The organism is Bradyrhizobium tropiciagri (genome assembly GCF_001189845.1).
Classification (GTDB): Bacteria; Pseudomonadota; Alphaproteobacteria; order Rhizobiales; family Xanthobacteraceae; genus Bradyrhizobium; species Bradyrhizobium tropiciagri.
The window spans coordinates 86,294-112,242 of the sequence record NZ_LFLZ01000005.1 but is presented as its reverse complement, the minus strand read 5'-3'; the positions used below and the strand labels follow the sequence as shown (position 1 = coordinate 112,242).

14 protein-coding genes are annotated in these 25,949 nt (G+C 65.3%); 10 read left to right on the top strand and 4 right to left on the bottom strand.

The window, feature by feature from the left end; genetic code table 11:
• Window positions 1-94 precede the first annotated feature (94 nt).
• Entirely contained in the window at window positions 95-1,813 is a 1,719-nt protein-coding gene (locus AKN84_RS06325; RefSeq protein WP_050419890.1) for an N-acyl-D-amino-acid deacylase family protein, read from the top strand.
• A gap of 351 nt (window positions 1,814-2,164) precedes the next feature.
• Here AKN84_RS06325 and AKN84_RS06320 read toward each other — a convergent pair whose 3' ends face one another.
• Window positions 2,165-3,487, bottom strand: coding sequence for an MFS transporter (locus AKN84_RS06320; protein ID WP_050419889.1), 1,323 nt, complete (start codon window positions 3,485-3,487; stop codon window positions 2,165-2,167).
• 243 nt (window positions 3,488-3,730) lie between these two features.
• Here AKN84_RS06320 and AKN84_RS06315 point away from each other — a divergent pair, with 243 nt between their 5' ends.
• The 5 genes from AKN84_RS06315 (at window position 3,731) to AKN84_RS06295 (ending at window position 9,222) form a co-directional block, all read left to right on the top strand.
• Window positions 3,731-4,492, top strand: a complete 762-nt coding sequence (locus AKN84_RS06315) for a class I SAM-dependent methyltransferase (protein WP_050419888.1) — start codon at window positions 3,731-3,733, stop codon at window positions 4,490-4,492.
• A gap of 36 nt (window positions 4,493-4,528) precedes the next feature.
• Complete coding sequence (locus AKN84_RS06310; RefSeq protein ID WP_050419887.1) at window positions 4,529-5,182, top strand: ABC transporter ATP-binding protein; 654 nt, start codon at window positions 4,529-4,531, stop codon at window positions 5,180-5,182.
• Window positions 5,179-7,650 carry an ABC transporter permease gene (locus AKN84_RS06305; RefSeq protein WP_050419886.1) on the top strand — a complete coding sequence of 824 codons (2,472 nt, stop codon included), beginning with the start codon at window positions 5,179-5,181 and terminating at the stop codon, window positions 7,648-7,650. Before AKN84_RS06310 ends, AKN84_RS06305 begins: the two co-directional genes overlap by 4 nt.
• Window positions 7,640-8,725, top strand: a complete 1,086-nt coding sequence (locus AKN84_RS06300) for a lipocalin-like domain-containing protein (RefSeq protein ID WP_050419885.1) — start codon at window positions 7,640-7,642, stop codon at window positions 8,723-8,725. Before AKN84_RS06305 ends, AKN84_RS06300 begins: the two co-directional genes overlap by 11 nt.
• A 107-nt stretch (window positions 8,726-8,832) precedes the next feature.
• Window positions 8,833-9,222, top strand: coding sequence for an MAPEG family protein (locus AKN84_RS06295; protein ID WP_050419884.1), 390 nt, complete (start codon window positions 8,833-8,835; stop codon window positions 9,220-9,222).
• Between the two features lie 168 nt (window positions 9,223-9,390).
• Here the strand turns inward: AKN84_RS06295 and AKN84_RS06290 are convergent, their stop codons facing one another.
• The 3 genes from AKN84_RS06290 to AKN84_RS06280 form a co-directional block, all read right to left on the bottom strand.
• Window positions 9,391-10,581, bottom strand: coding sequence for an ABC transporter substrate-binding protein (locus AKN84_RS06290; protein ID WP_050419883.1), 1,191 nt, complete (start codon window positions 10,579-10,581; stop codon window positions 9,391-9,393).
• 254 nt (window positions 10,582-10,835) lie between these two features.
• Complete coding sequence (locus AKN84_RS06285) at window positions 10,836-14,006, bottom strand: efflux RND transporter permease subunit (protein WP_050419882.1); 3,171 nt, start codon at window positions 14,004-14,006, stop codon at window positions 10,836-10,838.
• Complete coding sequence (locus AKN84_RS06280) at window positions 14,003-15,256, bottom strand: efflux RND transporter periplasmic adaptor subunit (RefSeq protein ID WP_050419881.1); 1,254 nt, start codon at window positions 15,254-15,256, stop codon at window positions 14,003-14,005. The genes AKN84_RS06285 and AKN84_RS06280 overlap by 4 nt, the downstream gene beginning before the upstream one ends.
• A gap of 799 nt (window positions 15,257-16,055) precedes the next feature.
• Between AKN84_RS06280 and AKN84_RS06275 the strand changes: the two genes are divergently transcribed.
• From AKN84_RS06275 to AKN84_RS06260, 4 genes are all read left to right on the top strand, one after another.
• Entirely contained in the window at window positions 16,056-22,658 is a 6,603-nt protein-coding gene (locus tag AKN84_RS06275; RefSeq protein WP_050419880.1) for a cadherin repeat domain-containing protein, read from the top strand.
• Between the two features lie 1,700 nt (window positions 22,659-24,358).
• Window positions 24,359-24,859 (top strand): phage tail protein, encoded by a 501-nt coding sequence (locus tag AKN84_RS06270; protein WP_193399632.1) that lies wholly within the window; start codon window positions 24,359-24,361, stop codon window positions 24,857-24,859.
• A gap of 12 nt (window positions 24,860-24,871) precedes the next feature.
• Window positions 24,872-25,396, top strand: a complete 525-nt coding sequence (locus AKN84_RS06265; RefSeq protein WP_128970493.1) for a phage tail protein — start codon at window positions 24,872-24,874, stop codon at window positions 25,394-25,396.
• A 12-nt stretch (window positions 25,397-25,408) separates the two neighbouring features.
• The gene (locus AKN84_RS06260) at window positions 25,409-25,942 is read left to right on the top strand and encodes a phage tail protein (protein WP_050419878.1); all 534 of its coding nucleotides are present in this window, start codon (window positions 25,409-25,411) and stop codon (window positions 25,940-25,942) included.
• The last annotated feature ends 7 nt before the right edge of the window (window positions 25,943-25,949 follow it).

Below are 25,949 nucleotides of genomic sequence, written 5' to 3'. Positions count from 1 at the left end.
CAGCGCATCCCAGGGCTTCATCGGCGATGGTTGACAGCATCAAGGGCTCACCCATGATGCCGAACAATCAAAAACAGCCTCGGGATGAAATGCCATGACCTCGACCCCAGACCTCGTGATCCGCGGCGGCACCATTGCCGATGGCAAGGGCGGCGATCTCTATGAAGCCGATGTCGCTATCACGGGCGGCAAGATCACCGAGGTCGGCAAGGTCTCCGCAACCGGCAAGGAAGAGATCGACGCCAAGGGCAAGCTCGTCGCGCCGGGCTTCGTCGACGTCCACACCCATTACGACGGCCAGGTGACCTGGAGCCAGGACATCACGCCGTCGTCGCAGAACGGCGTCACGACGGCGATCATGGGCAATTGCGGCGTCGGCTTCGCGCCATGCCGGCCGAGCGACCACAACCGGTTGATCCAGCTGATGGAAGGCGTCGAGGACATTCCGGAGCCGGTGCTCTCCGCCGGCATTCCCTGGGCGTGGGAGAGCTTCCCCGACTACATGGAATGGCTGTCGAAGCGCAATTTCGACATGGATATCGGCGCGCAGCTGCCGCATGCGGCGCTGCGGGTCTATGTGATGGGGGAGCGCGGCGCGCGCCGCGATCCGGCAACGCCGGAAGACAACAAGGCGATGGCGGCGCTCGCAGGCGACGCGGTGCGATCGGGCGCGCTGGGTTTCTCGACCTCGCGCACGCTCAATCACCGCACCTCGACCGGCGACTACACGCCGACGCTGAAAGCGGGTGAAGACGAATTGACCGCAATCGCCGGCGCGATGCACGGCGTCGGCCGCAGCGTGCTGCAATTCGTGCTCGACCAGAGCACCGTCCACGAAGACCTGCCGATGATGCTGCGGGTCGCCGAGACCACCAAATGCCCGATCTCGTTCTCGGTCGCGCAGGCCGACAAGGCGCCGCGGCGCTGGCGGCAGACCATGGACACCATCAATGAAGCCGCCGCGCGCGGCCTGTCGATCACGACCCAGATCGCGGCGCGGCCGGTCGGGCTGCTGCTTGGGCTGGAATTGTCGCGCAACCCGTTCCAGACCCATCCGAGCTACCGCGAGATCGCCAAATTGCCGCTGGCCGAGCGGCTCACGCATCTGCGCCGGCCCGAGGTGCGCGCCGCGATCCTGAGCGAGAGCGCAACCGCAACCGACGATCCGCTGTTCTTCCGGCCGAACTACGACAAGATGTATCTGCTCGGTAATCCGCCGGACTATGAGCAACCGCCGGAGAACGCGCTCGGCCCGCAGGCGCGCCGCCAGGGCCGGCAGCCGGAAGAGCTCGCCTATGACGCGATGCTGACCGACGAGGGCCGCGGCATGCTCTATGTGCCGTTCCTCAACTATGCCGACGGCAATCTCGACGCCGTGCACGAGATGCTGCGCGAGCCCAGCGCCGTGCCGGGCCTGTCCGACGGCGGCGCGCATTGCGGCATCATCTGCGACGCCAGCTTCCCGACCTATCTCCTGACACACTGGACGCGCGACCGCAGCCGCGGCGAGAAGCTGTCGATCCCGTTCGTGATCGCGGCGCAGTCGCGCAAGACCGCGCTGTCGGTTGGACTCACCGATCGCGGCGTGATCGCAGCTGGCTTCAAGGCCGACGTCAACGTGATCGACTACGACCGGCTGCATCTGCATCCGCCGAAGGTGCATTACGACCTCCCGGTCGGCGGCCGCCGCCTGTTGCAGCAGGTCGACGGCTACGACGCCACCATCGTCTCCGGCGTGGTCACCCAGCGCGCAGGCCAGGCCACCGGCGCGCGCCCCGGCAGGCTCGTCCGCGGCGCGCAGGGCTTGAACTGAGATAGACGCAGCAATGCACCCTCCCCCGGAGGGGGAGGGTCAGCGAGTAGCCCGGATGCAGCGAAGCGCAATCCGGGATAAGTCCATCCACGACAGAGTGACCCCGGATTTCGCTTCGCTGCATCCGGGCTACAGGCGCTCGATATTGATAACCGTGACGCCGCTTCACCCTCCCCTGGAGGGGGAGGGTCGCTGGGCATGCAGCGAAGCGGAATGCGCAGCGAGGTGGGGTGACGGTCTCTCCACTCGGACGCTGCCCGTGTTGAGAGATCACCCCACCCCGTCTCACATTTCGCTGCGCTCAATGTGATCCGACCCTCCCCCTCCAGGGGAGGGTAAAGCGCACCTACCCTACGTCGGCGATACGGCACCCCTGATCGCGCCCGCGGGCTGTGACGTACCGGTCAACCGCGCGCGCTCGGTGTTGGGCCACAGCAGCAGCAGTCCGAGCAGGCCCGATCCCACCATGATCGCGGCATTGATGGTGAAGCCCGTCATGTAGCCGGCCATCATGGCCCCGGCATGCTGGATCACATTGCCCATCACCTGCGGCGCCAGGATGCCCGAGAGCGTGTACAACGCGCCGTAGATCGCGATCATCGCGCCGCGCTGCGACACCGGCGTGAACTCGCCGAGCATCGGCGGACACACCACATAGATCGAGCCGCACAGCCCGGAGCCGACAACCAGCAACGCGATCATCAGCGGGCCGGGCTCAACATGGGGCAGCGTCGCCAGAATGCAGCCGCCGATGATCAGCGGCACCGACCCGAGCACACCGCGCGCGCCGCGGGTGGTGAAGCCGCGCGCCAGCATCAGCTGCGAGACCCAGCCGGTGAGGATCACGACCACAGCGCCGAAGATCCACGGCAGGATCGAGATGAAGTTGGCCTGCTTCTGGGTGTAGCCCAGTCCTTCGATGATGAACGAGGTGAACCAGGTGAGTCCGAGCGACAGCGCCCAATAGGCGCCAAAGGTCGCGGCAACGCAGCCGATGAAGGTGCGCGACGTCAGGAGCTTCCAGTAGGGAATCCGGCGCTCGTCGGCGACGACAGCGCTTGTCGACACCAGCGGCCCCTCCTTACCGAACACAAACCAGGCGACGGCCCAGAGCAGGCTGACGACACCGAGCACGCCGAAGGCAAGATGCCAGCTGTAATGCTCGATGACCCAGCCCAGCGCGGGCATCGTCAGGATCACGCCGAACGCCGAGCCTTGCGACAGGATCGCGGTCGGCAGCGTGCGCTTCTCATCGGGGAACCATTTATAGACGGCGTGTATGGCAACCGCCGCCGCTGGTCCTTCACCGGCGCCGAGAATGATGCGGCAGATCACCAGCGTCGTGAAGTCGACTGACCCGACCATCGGAAACTGCGTCACCGCCCAGATCAGCGCCAGGATCAGCAGAATCCATCGCGTCGACGCCCGGTTGGCGACGAAGCCGATCACGATCGCCGAGATCGAGAACAGATAGAAGAACGACGATCCGAGGGTACCGAACTGCTCGGGAGTGAGACCCAAATCCTTCCTGATTGGCACGCCGGCCAGCCCGACCACTATCTTGTCCGCGAAGTTCACCACCATGAACAGGAACAGGAGGAAGGTGATGGTCCAGGCGCCCTTGGGCGTCCCGGTCCCCTTCGACGTCCCCATGGGCGTCGGTTGCGTCGTCATGTCTGGCTCCCCGTCGTTTCGTTTTTTGGCTTCGTAAGATCGGCCCCAATCGGCGATGCTAGCCACGCCTCGCCGGGCAACGCAACAACGCATTTTCCCGGGGTCGCACGACCCCGCACAGCTGTAACGGCCGATCACGATCGCGTCGGCGCGGCCGCGAAGCGGTGATCTGTCATGGCCCGGCTGCTATGCTCGGGGGCAACGAAAAGCCGGGGTTATTTAACGAAAAGCCGGGGTTATTTCATGAACAGATTGATGCTTCGCGCGATCGCCTGCACTGCGCTCGCGTCCACTGCCCTCCTCGCTGCGACGGCTGTCCGCGCAGACGACACCGCGAGTCCCGACTACGCCGCGATCGTGGCCGCGCCCGATCGCAGCGATGCGGATCGCCAGGTCGATCAGCGCCGCCTGCCGGCCAAGATGCTGGCCTTTGCCGGGGTCAAACCGGGCATGACCATCCTCGACATGGCGGCGAGCGCCGGCTACAGCACCGAACTCCTGGCGCGCACCGTCGCCCCGTCGGGCAAGGTCTACGCGCAGGATTCGGCTACCGTGCTCGAGCGCTTCGTCAAGGACAAGTTCGACACCCGCGCGAAGTCCCCCGCGATGAAGAACGTCGTCCATGTGGTGCGCGACTATGACGATCCGATCCCGCCCGAGGTCAAGGACCTCGACATGATCACCTTCTTCTTTTTCTATCACGACATCAGCTATCTGCCGGTCGATCGCGCCGCGATGAACAAGAAGATGTTCGCCGCGCTGAAGCCGGGCGGCTTCCTCGTCATCGCGGACCACTCGGCCAAGCCGGGCGACGGCACCAATGTCGCCAAGACACTGCACCGGATCGAGGAGAGCACCTTGAAGCAGGAGATCGAGGCGGCCGGCTTCAAGCTGGTGGCCGAGGGCGATTTCCTGCATCATGCGGAGGACCCGAAGGACATTCCCGTCTTCAAGGCCCCGGTGCCGATCGACGAGTTCGTCCTGAGATACCAGAAGCCGCAATGAGGCACCGCCATCGCTTCACCTGACCAGACCGCCGCGGTGCTTCGCGTCACCGGCCTGACCAAGAGTTACCGCTCTGCCGGGGAAGACGTCGCGGTGCTGCGCGGCGTCGATCTTGCCGTTGCAACCGGCGAGAGCGTCGCACTGACGGGCGAATCCGGCAGCGGCAAGAGCACGCTGCTGCATCTGATCGCGGGATTGGACGCCGCCGACGGCGGCGAGATCGCCCTCGCTGATATCAACGTCTCCACGCTCAACGACGCTGGCCGCGCCGAATTGCGCCGCGACCGGCTCGGCCTCGTCTTCCAGCAGTTCAATTTGATCCCGAGTCTGTCGGTCGCGGACAATCTCGTCTTCCAGTCGCGCATCGCCGGCCGGCACGATGCCGCCTGGCATGACGAACTGGTCGAGCGTCTCGGCTTGAAAAACCTGCTCAGGCGCTATCCCGAGCAATTGTCCGGCGGCCAGCAGCAGCGCGTCGCGATCGGCCGCGCGCTGGCGCCGAAGCCGCTGCTGCTGCTCGCCGACGAGCCGACCGGCAATCTCGACGAGGACACCGCCGACGAGGTGCTGCGTCTCGCGCGCGATCTGGTTGCCCGCACCGGCTGCGGCTTCCTGATGGTCACCCACAGCGCGCGGCTCGCCGCGACGCTCGATCGCCAGGTCAACCTGCATGCGGGAGTCATTGCGTGAGGCGCCCACTGTGGATCCTCGCCGTGCTGCTCAGCCACTGGCGGCGGCATCCAATGCAGCTCGCGACGCTTTTGATCGGGCTGATCTCGGCCACCGCGCTGTGGAGCGGCGTGCAGGCGCTGAACCAGCAGGCCCGCATCGCCTATGACCGCGCCGCCGCGACCTTCGGCGGCTCGCGCACCGCCATGCTGGTGAGCAAAGACAGCGCGACCTTCCCGCAACAGCTGTTCGTCGATCTGCGCCGCGCCGGCTGGCCGGTGTCGCCGATGCTGGAGGGCCGCGTCCAGATCGACGGCCGCAGCTTCCGCCTGCTCGGCGTCGAGCCGGTGACGCTGCCCTCCGAGGTCGGCAACGCCCCGGCGGTCGGACGCGGCAGCCTGCAAGCCTTCGTCACGCCGCCCGGCGAAATGCTGGTGGCGGGCGAGACGCTGCGCGATCTCGGCCTCAAGGAAGGCGAGCGGCCGCAGGCCAACGGCATCGGCCTGCCGCCGCTGCGCATGCAGGCGGAGCTCGCACCCGGCGCGCTGGTGGTCGATATCGGCATCGCGCAGGACATTTTGAAGATGCCCGGCCAGGTGTCGCGCCTCTTGGTCGGAAAATCCAAAGGCAAATCCGAGACGCCGCATGCCACGCTCGAGAGCGTGGCGGGTGACAAGCTGCGTCTGGTCGAGCCGAGCGCGGAGAGCGACCTCGAGCGCCTCACCGACAGTTTCCATCTCAACCTCACCGCATTCGGCCTGTTGTCGTTCTTCGTCGGCCTGTTCATCGTCAACTCCGCGATCGGGCTCGCCTTCGAGCAGCGGTTGCCGATGCTGCGGACGCTGCGCGCCTGCGGCGTCTCGGCGCGGATGCTCAACACCGTGCTTGTCATCGAGCTGGTGTCGCTAGCGCTGGTCGCGGGCCTGATCGGCCTGGTCTGCGGCTACTTCATCGCGGCAGCCTTGCTGCCCGATGTCGCGGCCTCGCTGCGCGGGCTCTATGGCGCGCAGATCCCCGGACAGCTTTCGCTGAAGCCGGTCTGGTGGTTCGCCGGCATCGCCATCAGCATCCTCGGCGCGCTGGCTGCCGCGGCCACCAGCCTTGCCAAGGCGATCCGGATGCCGGTGCTGGCAACGGCGCAGCCGCAGGCCTGGCAGCAGGCGCAGCGGCGCTGGCTGATGTTCCAGAGCGCGGCGGCGCTCGCGGTGTTCGCGGTCGCAGCAGTGCTCATTCAGTTCGGCGATTCCCTGATCGCGGGCTTTGCCGTGCTGGCCGCATTGATGCTCGGCGCGGCATTGATCCTGCCGATGGTGCTGCAGATCGCACTCGCGTTCGGCCAGCGCAGCGCGCGGGCGCCGGTCGGCATCTGGTTCTGGGCCGACAGCCGCCAGCAATTATCCGGCCTGTCGCTGGCGCTGATGGCGCTGTTGCTCGCGCTCGCGGTCAATGTCGGCGTCGGCACCATGGTGGAAAGTTTCAGCCGCACCTTCCTGGTCTGGCTCGACGGCCGCCTCGCCGCCGATGTCTATATCAGCGCCGCCAGCGACGCGCAGGCCAAGCAAATCAAGACCTGGCTGCGCGACCGGCCGGACGTTGAGGCGATCCTGCCCGGCGGCCGCGCCGAAACCCAGCTTGGCGGCGCGCCGATCGAGGTGCTCGGCCTGCCCGACCACGCCACCTATCGCGACAACTGGCCGTTGCTGGAAAGCACGGCGAATGCCTGGGTCAGGCTGCGCCCCGGCGACACCTGCCTCGTCAGCGAGCAGCTGTCGCGGCGGATGAAGCTCGCGATCGGCGATCACATCGAGGTGCCGGCGCCGGGCGGCAACTGGCCGCTCGGGATCGCCGGCATCTATGCCGATTACGGCAACCCCAAGGGCCAGATCGCGGTCAACTTCGCCGCGCTGACGCGCCACTTCCCGCAGACGCCGCTGACCCGGCTCGGGCTCCGCGTCGCGCCGGACAAGATCGCACCGCTGATCACGGCGTTGCAGGCGACGTTCGGCCTCGACGACCGCAACGTCGCCGACCAAGCGACGATGAAGCAGGAATCCAGGCGGGTGTTCAACCGCACCTTCTCGGTGACCGGCGCGCTCAACGCCTTCACACTCGGCGTCGCCGGCATTGCGCTCTTGACCAGCCTGCTCACGCTCGCAAATTCGCGGCTGCCGCAGCTGGCGCCGCTATGGGCGATTGGGCTAACGCGGCGGCGGCTCGCCGCGCTCGAACTGTTAAAGACCATGGCGGTCGCGCTGATCACCGCGCTGTTCGCGCTGCCGCTCGGCCTCTTGGTCGCCTGGTGCCTGCTTGCGATCGTCAACGTCAAGGCGTTCGGCTGGCGGCTGCCGTTCCACGTCTTCCCGTTGCAACTGATCGAGCTGCTTGCGGTGGCGATGGCCGCAGCGCTCTGTGCCGCAGCGCTCCCGGTTGCTAGACTGGCCCGCATGCAGCCGGCCACCCTGATCCGGACCTTCGTCAATGAGCGCTAGCGACACCATCACGCGCCGCGCCTTCACAGGCGGCGCGCTGGCGCTTGCGCTGAGTGGCAAGACGTTCGCACAGGGCTTTGCCGGGCTCGGCGAGAATGCCGAAGGATTTACCGCCGTCACGTCGGGCAAGCCGTTCGTCTTCCCGATCGATCACGGCCCGCATCCGGAGTTCCGGATCGAATGGTGGTACGTCACCGCGAACCTGTCGGATACCGGCGGCGCGGCCTATGGCGCGCAATGGACGCTGTTCCGTCAGGCCATGAAGCCGGGCGGGCCGAGCGAAGGCTGGGCCAATCAGCAGGTGTGGATGGGCCATGCCGCCGTCACCAGCGCCGCCACGCATCGCTTCAGCGAGACGTTTGCGCGCGGCGGCGTCGGGCAGGCCGGTGTCGAGACGACCCCGTTCCGTGCCTGGATCGACGCCTGGGAGATGCACGGACTGAACGACTTCGATGCGCGGCGCGTCGCACCACTCGAGCTGAAGGCCTCTGCGGCCGACTTCTCGACTGCGCTCCGGCTCGACGCCGATCGCGCGCTGGTGCTGCAGGGCGACCATGGCTACAGCCGCAAGTCGGATCGCGGACAGGCCTCCTATTACTACAGCCAGCCGTTCTACAAGGCGTCCGGCCGCATCGTGATCGACGACAGACCGGTCGACGTCACCGGCGTCGCCTGGATGGACCGTGAATGGAGCAGCCAGCCCCTGGCGGCGGATCAAACCGGCTGGGACTGGTTCTCGCTGCACCTGCCGGGTGACGAGAAGCTGATGCTGTACCGGCTGCGCCAGAAGGACGGCCGCGAAAACCTGTTCGGCAACTGGATCACACCGGATGGCCGCTCGGCCGAGATCGCAGCCAGTGGCAACAGCATCACGCCGACGGCGACCACCGACATCGACGGCCGCAAGCTGCCGACAGCATGGCGCGTCGCTCTGCCTGCGCGCGGCCTGGCCATCGAGACCACACCGCTCAATCCGAAGGCCTGGATGGGAACCAGCTTTCCCTATTGGGAAGGCCCGATCCGCTTTACAGGCAGTCATGCCGGAATCGGCTATCTTGAGATGACGGGATACTAGGACGTCGACGCAAGATCGGCGCCGCCCAAAATAGCCTTGCCTGTCACACCGCCCGGCGCCGCCGCGTCATGACATCGGGGCCAATAGAACAAGAGGACACGCCTGCCATGTACCACTCCACGGCCATCGTCACCTGCCTTGCCGTTGCGTTCTACTTCTTCACCTGCACGCAAGTCGCGCGCGCCCGTGCCGCCTATGGCGTCAAGCTGCCGGCGATTTCAGGTCATCCGGATTTCGAGCGCATCTTCCGCATCCAGATGAACACACTGGAATGGATGCCGATCTTCCTGCCATCGCTCTGGCTGTTCGCGATCTATGTCGGCGATGCCGCGGCGGCCGCGATCGGCGCGATCTGGGTGATCGGCCGCATCGTCTACTTCATCGGCTATCGCGAGGCGGTGGCGAAACGCAGCCCCGGCTTCGCCATCCAGGCGGTGGCCTCGATCGTCCTGTGGGTCGGCGGGATCGGCGGCGCGGTGTGGCGGCTGGCGCATTGAAGGCGCGATCGAGCAACAACCACTACCGTCGTCCTGGCGAAAGCCAGGACCCATAACCACAGGACGCGGTTATGGGCAATCTGATGGCCACGGCGTGATGCAACAACATGCAGTCTGGGTAATGGGTCCTGGCCTTCGCCAGGACGACACCACCTGTGGATACACGCGTCACTTGGTGAGCGGGCAGCCGCTTTCCTTGGCGGTGAAGAATGCCTTGTCGCCGGGCACCACGGCGATCTGCTTGTAATAGTCCCACGGCTTCTTCGATTCCGAGGGCTTCTTGACCTCGAACAGATAGAGATCGTGCACCATGCGGCCGTTCGCGAGCACCTTGCCTTTGGCGAAGGCGTCATCGACCGGGAGCTCCTTCAGCTTGGCGGCGACCGCATCGCTGTCCTTGGTGCCGGCGGCCTTGACCGCCTTGAGATAGCTCAGCGTCGCCGAATAGGTGCCGGCATGGATCATGCTCGGCATCCGGCTGGTGCGCTTGAAGAAGCGCTCGGAGAAGGCGCGCGAGGCATCGTCGTGATCCCAGTAGAAGCCCTCGGTGAGCACGAGGCCCTGCGCCGCCTCGAGGCCGAGACCGTGCACCTCCGACAGCGTCATCAGCAGGCCGGCAAGCTTCTGGCCGCCGCGAACGATACCGAACTCGGCCGCCTGCTTGATCGAGTTGGTGGTGTCGAGGCCGGCATTGGCGAGCCCGATGATCTTCGCCTTCGAGCTCTGCGCCTGCAGCAGGAAGGACGAGAAGTCCGACGAGTTGAGCGGCACGCGGACCGAGCCGACCACCTTGCCGCCCTTCGACGCGACGATGTCGCTGGTGTCCTTTTCCAGCGCGTAGCCGAAGGCGTAGTCGGCTGTCAGGAAGAACCAGGTGTTGCCGCCCGCTTCCGTCAGCGCACCGCCGGTCCCAACCGCGAGCGCGCGGGTGTCATAGGCCCAATGGAAGCTGTACGGCGTACAGGCGTCGCCCGAGATGCGCGAGGTCGCCGCGCCGACCACGATGTCGATCTTCTTCTTTTCCTTCGACAGCTCCTGCACCGCGAGCGCGACCGATGAGGTGGTGAGCTCGGTGATCATGTCGACGTTCTCGACCTCGTACCAGCGCCGCGCGATCGCGGTCGCAAGATCCGGCTTGTTCTGATGGTCGGCGGTCACGATCTCGATCTTCTGGCCCAGCACCTCGCCGCCGAAATCCTCGACCGCCATGCGCGCCGCTTCGAGCGAATACTTTCCGCCGTAATCGGCGTAGACGCCGGACTGGTCGTTCAGGATGCCGATCTTGACGCCCTGCGCCATCGCCGGCGCCGCCAGCATCAGGCTGCACGCCGCAACCGCGGCCATAAATCCCGACTTCATCGTTATGCTCTCCCAGCAGCTCTTATATGAAAAAATCGGCGCGAGATTATTTTATAACCCCGCGCCTGCCCATCTCTTTCCGCCTCTGCCCGATCAGCCAAAAGTATGGGCTTGCGGCGCCCTTTCTCCCGTCATTCCGGGGCATCGCGAAGCGATGAGCCCGGAATCCATTTCTCCGCTTGGTTATGTGGTCCGATGGATTCCGGGCTCGCGCCAAGAGGCGCGCCCCGGAATGACGACGGAGAGAGCAATGCTCACCCCGCCACAGCCGCCGGCTCCTTCGGCTTGCCCTCGTTCTTTCCTTCCGCGAGGTTGCGCACCACCATGTAGAAGATCGGCGTGAACACGAGCCCGAACAGGGTGACGCCAAGCATGCCGAAGAACACGGCGACGCCGACCGCCTGACGCATTTCCGAGCCCGAGCCGGTCGACAGGACCAGCGGCAGCACGCCGAGGATGAAGGCGAACGACGTCATCAGGATCGGCCGCAAGCGAAGCCGGCAGGCCTCGATGACCGCCTCCAGCCGTGGCCTGCCCTCGAGCTCGATGTCGCGCGCGAACTCGACGATCAGGATCGCGTTCTTGGCGGCGAGGCCCACCAGCACCACGAAGCCGATCTGGGTCAGGATGTTGACGTCCTGGCCCATGATGCGCACGCCGATCGTGGCCGCGAACAGGCACATCGGCACGATCAGGATCACCGCGAACGGCAATGTCCAGCTGCCGTATTGCGCGGCCAGCACCAGATAGACGAACAGCACGCAAATCGGGAACACGTAGAGACCCGCGCTGGCGCCGTTGACCTGCTGGTAGGACAGGTCGGTCCATTCGAACGAGAAGCCGCTGGGCAACGTTTCTTCGGCGAGCTTCTTAATGGTGCTGAGCGCGGTTCCCGAACTCGTACCGGGCGACGGCTCGCCCTGCAGCTCTGATGCCGAGTAAAGATTGTAGCGGGCGACGCGATCCGGCCCCGAGACATCGCGGAAATCGACCACGCTGCCCAGCATCACCATGTCGCCTGCTGCATTTCGCGTGCGCAGCCTCGCGAGATCGGAGCTTTCCTTCCGGAACGGCAGATCGGCCTGCGCGGTCACGTGATAGGTGCGTCCGAACAGGTTGAAGTCGTTGACGTAGGTCGAGCCGAAATAGGTCTGGATGGTATCGTTGATGCTGGCGATCGGCACGCCGAGCTTCTGCGCCTTGACGCGATCGATGTCGACGAACAGCTGCGGCGTGTTCGCGGTGAACGGCGAGAACACCGAGGTGAGATACGGCGACTTGCGCGCCGCCGCCACCAGTTCATCGGTCGCCGACGCCAGCAGTTCCGGCCCACGTCCTTGCCGATCCTGGACGCGGATGGTGAAGCCGCCACCGGTGCCGATACCGGGGACGGCCGGCGGCGGAATCACGATGATGAAGGCGCCCTGGATCACCGACAGGCGCTTGCGCAATTCGGCCGTGATCGCACTTGCCGTCAGCCCCTTCTTCAGGCGCGCCTCCGGCTCGTCGAACACCGGGAACAGCGCCGCGGCGTTGCCTTGCTGCGTGCGCGTCGCACCGGAGAAGCCGGCGAACGCCGCGACGCGTACGATGCCCGGCGTATCCAGCGCGATCCGCTCGATCTCGCGCACCACCGCCGTGGTCCGCGCCAACGACGCGGCGCCCGGCAGCTGCGCCGAGACAATGACGTAGCCGCGATCCTGCGCCGGGATGAAGCCCTGCGAGGTGGTCGCGAGCAGCCAGCCGGCGCTGCCGATCAAGACGAGGTAGATCGCGAGCATCACCACCGTATGCCGGATCACGAAGTCGGCCACACCAGCATAGCCGTGAGCCAACCGGTCGAACACGCGGTTGAACAGCGCGGTAAAGCTGTCCCAGCCGCGCGCGATGATGTTCCAGCGCGCCGGCGGGCGCTTCTCCTCGTGCGGCACCAGGATCTGCGAGGCGAGCGCCGGCGACAGCGTCAGCGAGCAGAAGCAGGAGATCGCGGTCGCGACCGCGATTGTCACGGCGAATTGCTGGAAGAACTGCCCGGAAATGCCGCCGAGGAATGCAGTCGGCACGAACACCGCGCAGAGCACGAGCGCAATCGAGACCAACGCGCCGCCGACCTCCTCCATGGTCTTGAGCGCGGCGTCGCGCCGGCTCAGGCCATGTTCGAGGTGCCGCTCGACATTCTCGACCACCACGATGGCGTCGTCGACCACGATGCCGACCGCGAGGACGAGGCCGAACAGCGTCAGATTGTTGATCGAGAAGCCGAGCGCGGCCATCACCGCGAAGGTGCCGACCAGTGACACCGGGATCGCAATGATCGGGATAATCGCAGGCCGCCAGCCTTGCAGGAACACCAGCACCACAATGACCACGAGCGCCATCGCCTCGTAGATGGTCTTGACCAGCTCATGCACCGACTGGGCGATGAATTCGGTCGGGTTGTAGCCGATGTTGTAGTCGAGCCCCTTCGGGAAATTCGCCTTCAGCCGCACCATCGTGTCAGAGATGTTCTTGGCAGTGGCGAGCGCGTTCGATCCGGGCCGCTGCGTCACCAGCAAGCCGACCGCAGATTTGCGCAGCAGGAAGCTGTTGGTGGAGTAGGACAGCGCGCCGAGCTCGACGCGGGCGACGTCGCGCAGGCGCACAGTGCGGCCGTCGGAGCCGGCCTTCACCACGATGTCCTCGAACTGCCTGGGATCCTTGAGACGGCCGGTGAACACCAGATTCGGCTGGAAAGCGCGGTCCGCGATCGGCGGTTCGGCGATCTGGCCGCCTGCGATCTGCAGGTTCTGCGCGCGGATCGCCGCCAGCACCTCGGCGGACGTCAGGCCGAGATTGGCGATCCGGTCGGGATCGAGCCACAGCCGCATCGAGTAGTCGCGCGCGCCGAAGATCTGGATGTCGCCGACGCCGTCGAGCCGCAACAGCTCGTCGCGGACCTGCAGCAGCGCGTAGTTGGAGATGTAGAGCTGGTCGAAACTGTCGTCGGGCGACAGCATGAACACGACCATCAGGATGTCGGGCGAGTTCTTGCGCGTGGTCACGCCATTGCGCTGCACCTCTTCGGGCAGCCGCGGCTGCGCGATCGCGACGCGGTTCTGCACCAGCACCTGGGCCTTGTCGAGGTCGGTGCCGAGCTTGAAGGTCGCGGTGATGGTGAGCTGGCCGTTCGAGGTCGCCTGGCTGTAGAGATACAGCATGTCCTCGACGCCGTTGATCTCCTGCTCGATTGGAGCTGCGACGGTGTCGGACACGGTCTGCGCCGAAGCGCCCGGATACTGCGTGCTGACGACGACGGTCGGCGGCACCACTTGCGGATATTCCGAGACCGGCAGCGTCGGATAGGCGATCGCGCCGACAATCAGCAGCACGATCGACAGCACCATCGCGAGGATGGGCTGGTTGATGGAGAGCCTGCCGAGATTCATGGCTTCGCACCTGCCGCCGGTTTGGCAGCTTCCGCGGGCTTGTCACCTGCCGGAGGCTTGGTCTCCGCCGGAGCCTGCGCCATCTTCGGCGTCACCTTGGCGCCGACGCGGGCGCGCTGCAGCCCGTCGACGATCACGTGATCTTCCGGCTTGAGGCCTTCGCGGATCACGCGCAAGCCTTCATCCAACGGCCCGAGCGTGACCGCGCGCGCTTCCACCGTGTTGTCGTCCTTGACCACGAACACGATCTTGCGCGACTGGTCGGTGGCGATGGCGGTGTCCGGTATCAGCAGCGCTTCATAGGGCGCCGAGCCGATGATGCGGACGCGGCCGAACTGGCCGGGCAGGATCGAGAGATCCTTGTTCGGAATGATGGCGCGGCTGCGCAGCGTTGCGGTCGAGACGTCGAGGCGGTTGTCGAGGAAGTCCATCTTGCCCTCATGCGAGGGCTTGGTCTCGCCGGTCAGCGCCACCTGCACCGGGTTCGCGGTGTCGCGCGAGCTCGGCCGCCTGCCTTCGAACCACAGCTTGCTGTTGCGCTGATAGGTCGCCTCGTCGACGTCGAAATAGATGTAGATCGGATCGAGCGACACGATCGAGGTCAGCAACGTCGCGCCGCCCTCGCTGCCCTGCACCAGGTTGCCCGGGGTCACCAGATGCCGGCTGACGCGGCCGGTGATCGGCGCCAGCACATGGGTGAATTCGACGTTGAGCTGCGCGGCCTTCAGCGTGCCCTCGGCCTGCGTCTCGGCAGCGCGCGCCGCCTGCAACGCCTGGCGGCGCTGGTCGACGACCTGCTCGGAGACCGCGCTGGTCTGCACCAGGTTCAGCCCGCGCTCGAGATCGCGCTTGGCAAGCTCGCCCTTGGCGCGCGCGTCGGAGAGCTGGCCTTCGGCCTGCAGCACGACCGCCTCGAACGGCCGCGGGTCGATGATGTAAAGCAGATCGCCGGCGTGGACGATCGCACCATCCTTGAACTCGACACTGTTGACAAAGCCGCCGACGCGGGCGCGGACCTGGACCTCTTCGATCGCCTCGAACCGGCCGGTGAATTCGTCCCAATCGGTGACGGTGCGCTTGACCGGCTGCGCGACGGTCACGGGCGGCGCCGGCGGCGCGGCCTGCGATTGCGTGCTCTTGTTGTCGCAGCCGCCGAGCGTCAGCGCGGCCAGCAGGCCGAGCGGCGCAAGGCCGCGCCAAAGGGCGAGCGATGCATGGCGGCGAAGCGAATGAGGCCCGACGCCGGTCACCGGAGCCGGACGCTCCGCTTTGTCAATCGAACTCAATTCACTCTCCCCCAAAAGACCACGAAGCACGCCGACCAAAGCAGGGCTACGAAAGTCGCAATTGAATTTGCGGTGATTCAACGCTGATGGACCACCGCGATGCCGCGGCGGCGGACGTCACAGATGTAGCCGCACCCCAGTCTGTTCAAGATGGCCGCCGGATCAAGCAAATAGTTGCGGAGTCTGAAAGCCTTACGACACGCTCGCGAAACCGTGACGACGAAAAGGGGCAGATTCGCTGGCCTATCCGAGGCGCGAGGTCACAGACAGATCGTCCGGAATCAATCACAACGCGAATTCGCTTGACAGATTCGTCACACCTCTCCCGATTCGACTTTTGGCACAGAAGCCTCCGCCCCGCAGCCGGCAAGACCGGCCGGGTTCCGGCACTCTACCTCCCGCTGCACGGCAGAAATCATCGTTAACGGCGCGGTTGTCATCCGCGCGCACATTGACACTGGGAAATATCGCCAATACGGTCATGGTTGCCAAAGCATGAATATTCTTGGCCGCCGCTTATTTCTCGGACATTCATTGTGTTTTGTCGCGGCGTGAGTGTGTGAAGGCGACTACGTAATGGCAAGCGCATTTGATCTTGCTGATGTCACGGCTCCGCGGACATCGCGGTTTTCCCCTGTTGCAGGCGACTCGGTGCCAACCCCGGTCGCGGGCGGTCAACTTCAGCGTGTGAACGGCTTCACACGTCATCGTCCCCAACAATTGTAATTATTGATCGGCTTCCACGCCGGTCGCAGGAGCGCTCATGACGACCATACCTGCCTATACAATCGGTGGTTTAACGCGCCCCGAACTTCACCTCGATCCGAGCGGCAATATCGTTCTGGATCCGGCCGCGCAGGCATTCGCAAATACGTATGGTCTGCAATATCTCTACCTCGGGTGCCCTCCCGGCACGCCGTGGCCGCCGGTCTCGGGCTTCCTGGCACCGCCGACCGATACAAATTCCGGCGCCAACACGGTCGTTGAAGGCGCAGCGCTCAACACCTCGGTCGGCGTCACTGCGCATAGCGACAGCCTGATCGGCCTTCCCGTCACCTATACGCTGACATCAGATTCTTCGCATGGCGGCTTCAAGGTCGACCCCAACACCGGCGTGGTAACGGTCGCCGATCCCACCAAGGTCGATTTCGAGAGCTCCGGCGGCAGCTATGTCGTCAATGTGCAGGCCACCGACGGCATCTTCGTCTCGTCGCAGAGCTTCGTGATCGCGGTCAGCAATGCGCCGCCATCGACACCGACCGACAGCAACGCCACCGCCAACGCCGTCAACGAAGGCGCCGCCGTCAATACCCTGGTCGGCATCACCGCATCGTCGGCCGACGTCAACGGCCCCGGCGTCACCTTTTCGCTGACGGCCGATTCCTCCAATGGCGGCTTCAAGATCGATCCCAACACCGGCGTCGTCACCGTCGCCGATCCCACCAAGATCGACTTCGAGACCGCGCCGGGTCACGCCTACACCATCACCGTGCAGGCCAGCGACGGCCATGGCGGCATCAGCTCGCAGAGCTTCACGATCAACGTCAACGATGTCCCGGTGTCGACGCCGGTCGACATCAATTCCGCCGCCAACAGCGTCGTCGAAGGCGCCGCCGTCAACACCCTGGTCGGCATCACCGCCTCCGCGGCCGATCCGAACGGTCCCGCAACCACCTACTCGCTGACCGGTGACACCTCGGGCGGCGGTTTCAAGATCGATCCCAATACCGGCGTCGTCACCGTCGCCGACCCGACCAAGCTCGACTACGAGAGCGCGCCCGGCCACGCCTATACCATCACCGTGCACGCGACGGCCGGCGCGACCTCGTCGACGCAGACCTTCACCATCGGTGTCACCGACGCACCGCCGTCGGCACCGACCGACACCGACGTCACGGCCAACTCGGTCGCCGAAGGCGCTGCCATCGGCACCGTAGTCGGGATCACCGCGCATTCGACTGACATCAACGGCGGCGCCGTGACCTATTCGCTGGTCGGCGACAGCCACGGCTTCACTATCGACGCTGCGACCGGCGTTGTCACCGTCGCCGATCCCACCAAGATCGATTTCGAAACCGCACCCGGCCACGCCTACACCATCACCGCGCAGGCCAGCGACGGCACGCTGACCAGCACGCAGAATTTCACCATCAACGTCACCGACGTCGCGCCATCGACCCCGGTCGACAGCAACGCCGCCGCCAACACCGTCGTCGAAGGCGCCGCTGTCGGCACCACGGTCGGCGTCACCGCGTCGTCGACCGATGTCAACGGGCCGGGCGTGACCTATTCGCTGACCGGCGATACCTCCGGCGGCGGCTTCAAGATCGATCCCAACACCGGCGTCGTCACCGTCGCCGATCCGACCAAGCTCGACTTTGAGGCCAGCGCCCCAGGCCATTCCTACACGGTGACCGCACAGGCCAGCGACGGCACGCTGACGAGCTCGCAGACCTTCACCATCGCGGTCACCGATGCGCCGCCGTCGGCACCGGTCGATACCGATGCCACTGTCAACGCGGTTGCCGAAGGCGCCGCCGCCGGCACCACGGTCGGCGTCACCGCGTCCTCGACCGACGTCAACGGTCCGCCGGTGACCTATGCGCTGATCGGCGACACTTCCGGCGGCGGCTTCACCATCAATGCCACGACCGGCGTCATCACCGTCGCCGATCCGACCAAGATCGATTTTGAGACCAGCGGCGCCGGCCATTCCTACACGGTGACGGCGCAGGCCAGCGACGGTACGCTCGCGACCTCGCAGACCTTCACCATCGCCGTCACCGACGTCGCGCCGTCGACCCCGGTCGACAGCGACGTCACCACCAACCACGTCGTCGAAGGCGCCGCCGTCGGCAGCACCGTCGGCATCACTGCGTCCGCGACCGATATCAACGGCCCGGCGGTGACCTATTCGCTGGTCGGCGACACCTCGGGCGGCGGGTTCACCATTAATGCCACGACCGGCGTCGTCACCGTCGCCGATCCCACCAAGATCGACTACGAGGCCAGCGGCGCGACCCACAGCTACACAATCACCGCGCAGGCCAGCGACGGTACGCTCGCGACCTCGCAGACCTTCACAATCGCCGTCGACGACGCCGCGCCGTCGACACCGATCGACAGCGACGCCACCGCCAACCACGTCGCCGAAGGCGCGGCCGCCGGCACCACGGTCGGCGTCTCCGCGTCGTCGATCGACGTCAACGGCCCGCCCGTCACCTATTCGCTGATCGGCGACACCTCGGGCGGCGGCTTCACCATCAACGCGGCAACGGGTGTCATCACCGTAGCCGATCCCACCAAGATCGACTACGAGAGCAGCGGCCCAACCCACTCCTACACGGTGACCGCGCAGGCCAGCGACGGCACGCTCGCGAGCGCGCAGACTTTCACCATCGCCGTCGACGACGTCGCGCCGTCGACCCCGGTCGACGCCGACGTCGCCCCCAATGTGATCGCCGAAGGCGCCGCCAACGGCTCGACCGTCGGCATCACCGCGTCGGCGACCGATATCAACGGCCCGGCCGCGACCTATTCGCTGACCGGCGACACCTCCGGCGGCGGCTTCACCATCAACGCGACCACGGGCGTCATCACCGTCTCCGACCCCACAAAGATCGATTACGAGACCAGCGGCCCCACCCACGCCTACACCGTGACGGCGACTGCCAGCGATGGCACGCTGACAAGCTCGCAGACCTTCACCATCGACGTCACCGACGTCGCGCCGTCGACCCCGGTCGACAGCGACGGTAGCGCGAACCGGGTCGCGGTCGGCGCTCCGGCAGGCAGCTATGTCCACCTGACCGCGTCCTCGATCGACGTGAACGGACCGCCGGTGACCTATTCGCTGATCGGCGACACCTCCGGCGGCGGCTTCACCATCGATGCCGCCACCGGTAAGGTCACGGTTGCCGATCCCAGCAAGATTGTCTTCAATCCCGCCAGCCCGTCCTTTGACGTCACGGTCGATTCAAGCGACGGCACGCTGCACAACCAGCAGACCTTCACCATTGCCGTCGTCGTCGACCAGGCACCGGTCGTCACCGCCGGCCACACCCTGAACTACACCGAGAACCAGGCCGCGACCACGATCGATTCGGCGATCACCGTGACCGACAGCGACGATGCCAATCTGGCGTCCGCCACAGTGCAGATCACCGGCGGCTACGTCAGCGGCGAGGACGTGCTCGGCTTCACCAACCAGAACGGCATCACCGGCGTGTTCAACGCGGCGACCGGTACGTTGACGCTGACCGGCTCCTCCAGCGTCGCGAACTATCAGGCCGCGCTGGACTCGGTGACTTATTTCAACACCAGTGACAACCCGTCGGGCGCACCGCGCACCGTCACGATCACCGCCAATGACGGCACGCTCGACAGCACGCCGGTCACCGACACCATCAACGTCACCCCGGTCAACGACCCGCCTGTGGTCACCGCCGGCCACACGCTGAACTACACCGAGAACCAGGCCGCCACCGCGTTCGACCCGGCGATCACCGTGTCCGACGTCGACAACACCACGCTGGCCGGCGCCACGGTGCAGATCACCGGCAACTACGCCAACGGCCAGGACGTGCTCGGCTTCACCAACCAGAACGGCATCACCGGATCGTTCGACGCCGCGACCGGAACGCTGACGCTGTCCGGCACCTCCAGCGTCGCCAACTACCAGGCCGCGCTCGCCTCGGTGACCTATTTCAATACCAGCGACAACCCATCGGGCCTCGCGCGCACCGTCACCATCATCGCCAATGACGGCGCGGCGAACTCCACCGCAGTGACCGGCACCATCAACGTCACCCCGGTCAACGATCCGCCGGTCACGACCGCCGGCGGCACGCTGAGCTATATCGAGAACCAGGCCGCAACCGTGATCGACGCGTCGGTCAACGTGACCGACGTCGACAGCGCCAACATGGCCAGCGCGACGGTGCAGATCACCGGCAACTATGTCAGCGGCCAGGACATCCTCGGCTTCACCAACCAGAACGGCATCACCGGATCGTTCAATGCCGCGACCGCCACGCTGACCCTGACCGGTTCCTCCAGCGTCGCCAACTACAAGGCCGCGCTCGATTCCGTCACCTATTTCAACAACAGCGATAACCCGTCCGGGGCGGATCGCACCGTCAGCTTCACGGTCAATGACGGCTCGCTGAACAGCAACACCTCGACCTCGACCATCCATGTCACGCCGGTCAACGATGCGCCGGTGATCAGCTTCGGCGCCATCACCGGTTTCTCCGAGCCGCCGAACGGCACGCCGGCGGCGAATTCGACCCCGGTCACGATCACGCCGAACCTGACGATCACGGACGCCGAAGGCAACAACCTGACCGATGCGACCTTCGTGCTGAACGACCTGAAGCCGTCGGACGCGCTCTCGATCGCGGGGCATGCCGGCAGCAGCGGCGATATCGGCGGAATCCATTTCGACATCACCAGCACCGCCGGCACCGAAACCATCAGCTTCACCGGCGCTGACACGCTTGCGCACTACAATGCGGCGCTGGACCTGATCCAGTTCAACAACACCAGCGAGAACCCCGACACCACCGCGCGTTCGTATACCCTGACCGTGCACGATGACGGCGGTACCGCGAATGGCGGCAACAACACCGGGACGGCCTCGACGACGGGAAGCGTGACCGCGGTGGACGATGCGCCCACCGCGACCATGCCGGCGGACAATTCGATTGGCACCGCGTTCTCGCACACCAATCTCGCGATCTCAGGCCTGTCGGTCGCCGACGTCGATTCCGACCCAAGCACCGTCACCGCGACGATCTCGACGCTCCACGCGAATGTGAGCTTCGACACCACGGGGCTTGCGAGCTCTACCAACAACGGCAGCCACACTGTGACCCTCACGGGCACGATCGCACAGGTCAACACTGCGCTGGCAACGCTGACCTACAACAGCGACGACGGCTTCACCGGCACCGACACCGTCACGCTGAATGTCAGCGATAACGGCCACACCGGCACCGGCGGGCCGCTCTCGTCGGGCAATCAGACCTTCCATGTCGGCGTCGTGCCCCAGGTGTTCTACATCGACAACTCGGCTGCGGGCAGCCACAACCTCGGCACCCAGGCCGACCCGTATACCTCGATCGCGGCGTTCAACGCGGCGAACCCGGCAGGCTCCGGTGACTACGTCGTGCTCGAGCACGGCACCGGCACCTACAGCGAAGCCAACGGCATCAATCTCGCCAACGGCGTCAACCTGATCGGCGGCAGCCACACCCTGCAGTTCACCAATCCGGTGACCGGCCAGGTGGTCACCGCCAACACCGGTTCCGGCACCGATCCGGTCATCCACGTGACCGGCGCCGACAACGGCATCGACCTGCTCGGCACGTCGGGCCACACCATCACCGGCGTCAGCATCGATACCTCGGCCTCGACCGGCATCGGCATCAGCGACGACGGCAACAATGTCGGCACCGTCACGATGTCCGACATCACGATCAAGAGCGCCAGCGGCGCCGGCATGAGCTTCACCCATGGCGGCACCATCACGCTGACCGGCGCCGCCAACTCCATCACGTCCACCACCGGCACCGCGCTCGACGTCGAGAATACCCAGATCGGCTCGAGCAACCTCACCTTCAAGAGCATCACCTCGAGCGGCGGCTCCAACGACGGCATCATCCTCTCCAACACCGGCACCGCCGCCGGCAATGGCGGCCTGCACGTCACCGGCGACGGCTCGACCACCGGCAGCGGCGGCACGATCGCCAGCAAGACCGGCGCCGACGGCAGCACCACGCAGGGCAGCGGCATCTTCCTGAACAACACCAAGGACGTTCAGATCTCCTTTATGACGATGCACGACTTCCAGAACTACGGCATCGTCGGCACCAACGTCACCGGCTTCACGCTCGGCAACACCACGGTGACCGGCACCAACGGCGACAATGTCGGCGGTATCGGCGAAGGCGACGTCTACTTCACCGGCCTTTCCGGTACGGCATCGGTGACCAACTCGACCTTCACGGGCGCGGCGCTCGATGCGTTCCATGTCTTCAACAACTCTGGCCAGACGCTCAACCGCATCACCATTACCGGCTCGACTTTCGCGACCAATACGGCGGCGGCCAACCAGTCGGGCGATGCCTGGTGTTTCAAGCCACCGACGGAACATTCAACGCGACGATCCAGAGCTCGACATTCACGTCGGCGCGCGGCGACCTGTTCCAACTCGATCTGCATGGCGGCGTCAGCTCGGACCTCGTGCTGGGCGGCGCGAGTGCCGGCCTCGGAAACAGCTTCTCGAACAACAACCAGAACATCGTCTCGGGCGGCGGCGGCATCACCATCAGTTCCGGCGGAACCGGCGACCACGCCAACCTGACCTTCAACATTGCAAACAACACCATGCGCGATGCCGTCGGCACGGCGCTCGGCATCAGCACCGGATCGGGCGCAAGCTCGTTCACCGGCACGATCGATTCCAACACGATCGGCGTGGCCGGCGTCACCAACAGCGGCTCCTCCCAAGGCAGCGACATCGGCTTCATCACCGACGGCGGCGCCAATTCCAGCGTCACGATCACCAACAACCATCTGTATCAGTACAACAACGACGGCATCCAGGTGCAGACCGGCGACGCCGTGGACGGCGGCAACGCGCGATTGACCGCGATCGTCATGGGCAACACGGTGTCCAACCCCGGCACGTTCGGCAATCATGGCTTCGAGCTCAACGCCGGCACGGTGACGGGCGATGCGCAGAGTGTCTCTCTGACGATGGGCGGCACCGGCGCCCAGGAAAATCAGTTCCTGGGTTCGGGTGCCAATGGCGGCACCGATATCCGGCTGCGCGATCGCTTCGACACCACCGTCGGCCTGCATGCCGGCGACGGTACGTCCTACAGCGGCGGCTCGACCGATACCGCCGCGATCTCGGCCTATGTGCTGGCGCACAATACCGTGACCACCGCACCCACATTCAGTGTCACGGCCGGCAGCGTCAACGGGTTCGGCGCATCGCCGATGCTCGCGGCGGATGGCGGCGTGCAGGCCGCTGTCGCGACGCCGGGCGAAACCCACCTGACGCAGAGCGAGCTCAACTCGGTCGTGTCGGCCGCCATTGCGCAATGGGTGAAGGCAGGCGTCGATTCAGATCAACTCGCCGCGCTGCATGCCGTCACCTTCAGCGTCGCGGACCTCGCCGGCCAGATCGTCGGCCTGGAAAGCGCCGGCCATATTACGATCGATGCCGATGCCGCGGGCCACGGCTGGTTCGTCGATCCGACACCGTCGAACAATTTCGAGTTCACGCACGCGCTCAATGCTTCCGGCTCCAGCCTGCAGACCGATCCGTCAACGGCAGCGGCGGGACACCTCGATCTGCTGACCGCCGTGGTCCATGAATTGGGACACGTGCTCGGGCTCCCCGACTTGACGTCGGCATCCGATGCCAACGACCTGATGTATATCGATCTCGCCGACGGCGAGCGGCGGCTGCCGACTGCTACGGATGTCGCCCAAGCCGCCGTGGGATCGGTCAAGGCGATGCCCACGCAAAGCGACGCATCCTCAGGTCAGCAGGCGACCAACAGCGGCGGCTTCGACTTCTCGTCGTTCACCCAGACGTCTTCGCAGACCAACACCAGCCATGCGGATCTGGCCGCGAACAACCAGACCCTGTCTGATTTGTTCAGCGGGCATTCCAATGTCGCCGCCCCCTGGTGGCTCGGCCACGAGACGACGTTCATCGCCATGGGCGGCACGCCGACCGACAATCATCTCCAGGCCCATCACGATCTGGTGGTTTGATCGAACGTCGCGCCGACGAGGACACGCCAGCCGGAGCCATCCTGCGGGCGTCGTTCAATCGGTCGGAGCGCCTTCGAGCCGAGAACGATAGCGGCGTTTCATCGCCGTCGCGACGACGTGGAACGTCGCGCGCCTGGCAAAAAAAATTCACAAAGACCCGACAATCGTTGAGGTTGCACTTGGTAGAAAACACGCTATCGTGCACACGTTCTCGACGCTGCATTCATTGTCTCGCATTTTTCACAAATCGTACGACTTATTCGCGGAGGACCGATGGCCGATCCGTTTCTTTCCGAAGTCCGCATGATGTCGTTCAACTTTCCGCCCAAGGGCTGGGCGTTCTGCAACGGCCAGTTGCTCCCGATCAATCAGAATCAGGCGCTGTTCTCGTTGCTGGGCACCACCTATGGCGGCGACGGGCGCGTCAATTTTGGTCTGCCCGACCTTCGCGGCCGGGTGCCGATCAGTATGGGCAATGGCTACACGCTCGGCCAACGCGGCGGTGAGGAGGGCCACACGCTCACCACCAACGAGATGGCGCAGCACAATCATCTGGCCAACGCCACCAACAGCAACGGTACCCAGCCGATCGATTCGGGCGCCTATCTCGGCGCCTTCAACAACGCCTACACCTCGTCGCTGGCCAACATCACGACGCTCAATCCCCTGACCGTGGGCAATGTCGGCGGCAGCCAGCCCCATCAGAACATGCAGCCGTTCATGACGATCAATTTCAGCATCGCCCTCCAGGGCATTTTCCCCTCGCAGACCTGACGAGACGCGCCGATGGCACAACCTTATGTAGGCGAAATCCGTATGTTCGGCGGCAATTTTGCCCCGGCGGGCTGGCATTTCTGTGACGGCAGCCAGTTGGCAATTTCCGAGTACGAAACGCTGTACAATCTGATCGGCACCACCTATGGCGGCGACGGCCAGGTGACCTTCGCAGTCCCCGATCTGCGTGGCCGTGTGCCAATTCATATGGGCACTGCCAGCAGCGGCACGACCTACAACATCGGGGAAGCGGGCGGCGTCGAGACCGTGACGCTCACGACGCAGACGATCCCGCAGCATTCGCACGGCTTCATCGCCTCGACGCAGACCAGCACCGGGCAGAACCCGCAAGCAAACGTCCTCGATCAAATGTCCGGCACGATCGCCCTATACATCGACGGCCAGCCGCCCGATGGCCCGATGGCAAGCGGAATGCTGACGAACACGGGCGGAAGCCAGCCGCACGACAATTTGCAGCCGCTCCTCTGCGTCACCTTCATCATTTCGCTGTTCGGCATTTTCCCGAGCCAGACCTAGGAGCGCGACAACATGGCCGATCCCTTCGTCGCGGAGATCCGCATCTTTCCGTTCAACTTCGCCCCCAAGGGCTGGGCCTTCTGCGCCGGTCAGATCTTGCCGCTGTCGCAGAATACGGCGCTGTTCTCGCTGCTCGGCACGACCTATGGCGGTGACGGCAAGTCGAACTTCGCGCTGCCCAACATGCAGGGCAACGCGGCAGTGGCGCCCGGACAGGGCCCGGGGCTGTCGCTATACGACCTCGGGGAGACCACCGGCACTCCCAATGTGACGCTGCTGCAAAGCGAAATACCGTCTCACAACCATCTCGTGAACGTCGGCACCCAGGACGTTGCCGACATCCAGGTGCCCAGCCCGAGCCGCATCCTGGGCAAGTCGGCCAACGCCTTCGCCTATGTGCCCGCGAGCCCGGCGCCGACCCTGATTCAGATGAACGCCGCCATGATCGGCATGACGGGTGGTAACCTGCCGCACAACAACATGCAGCCGTACCTCACCTTGAATTTCTGCATCGCGCTGCAGGGCGTTTATCCGCCACGGAGCTGAGATCGCC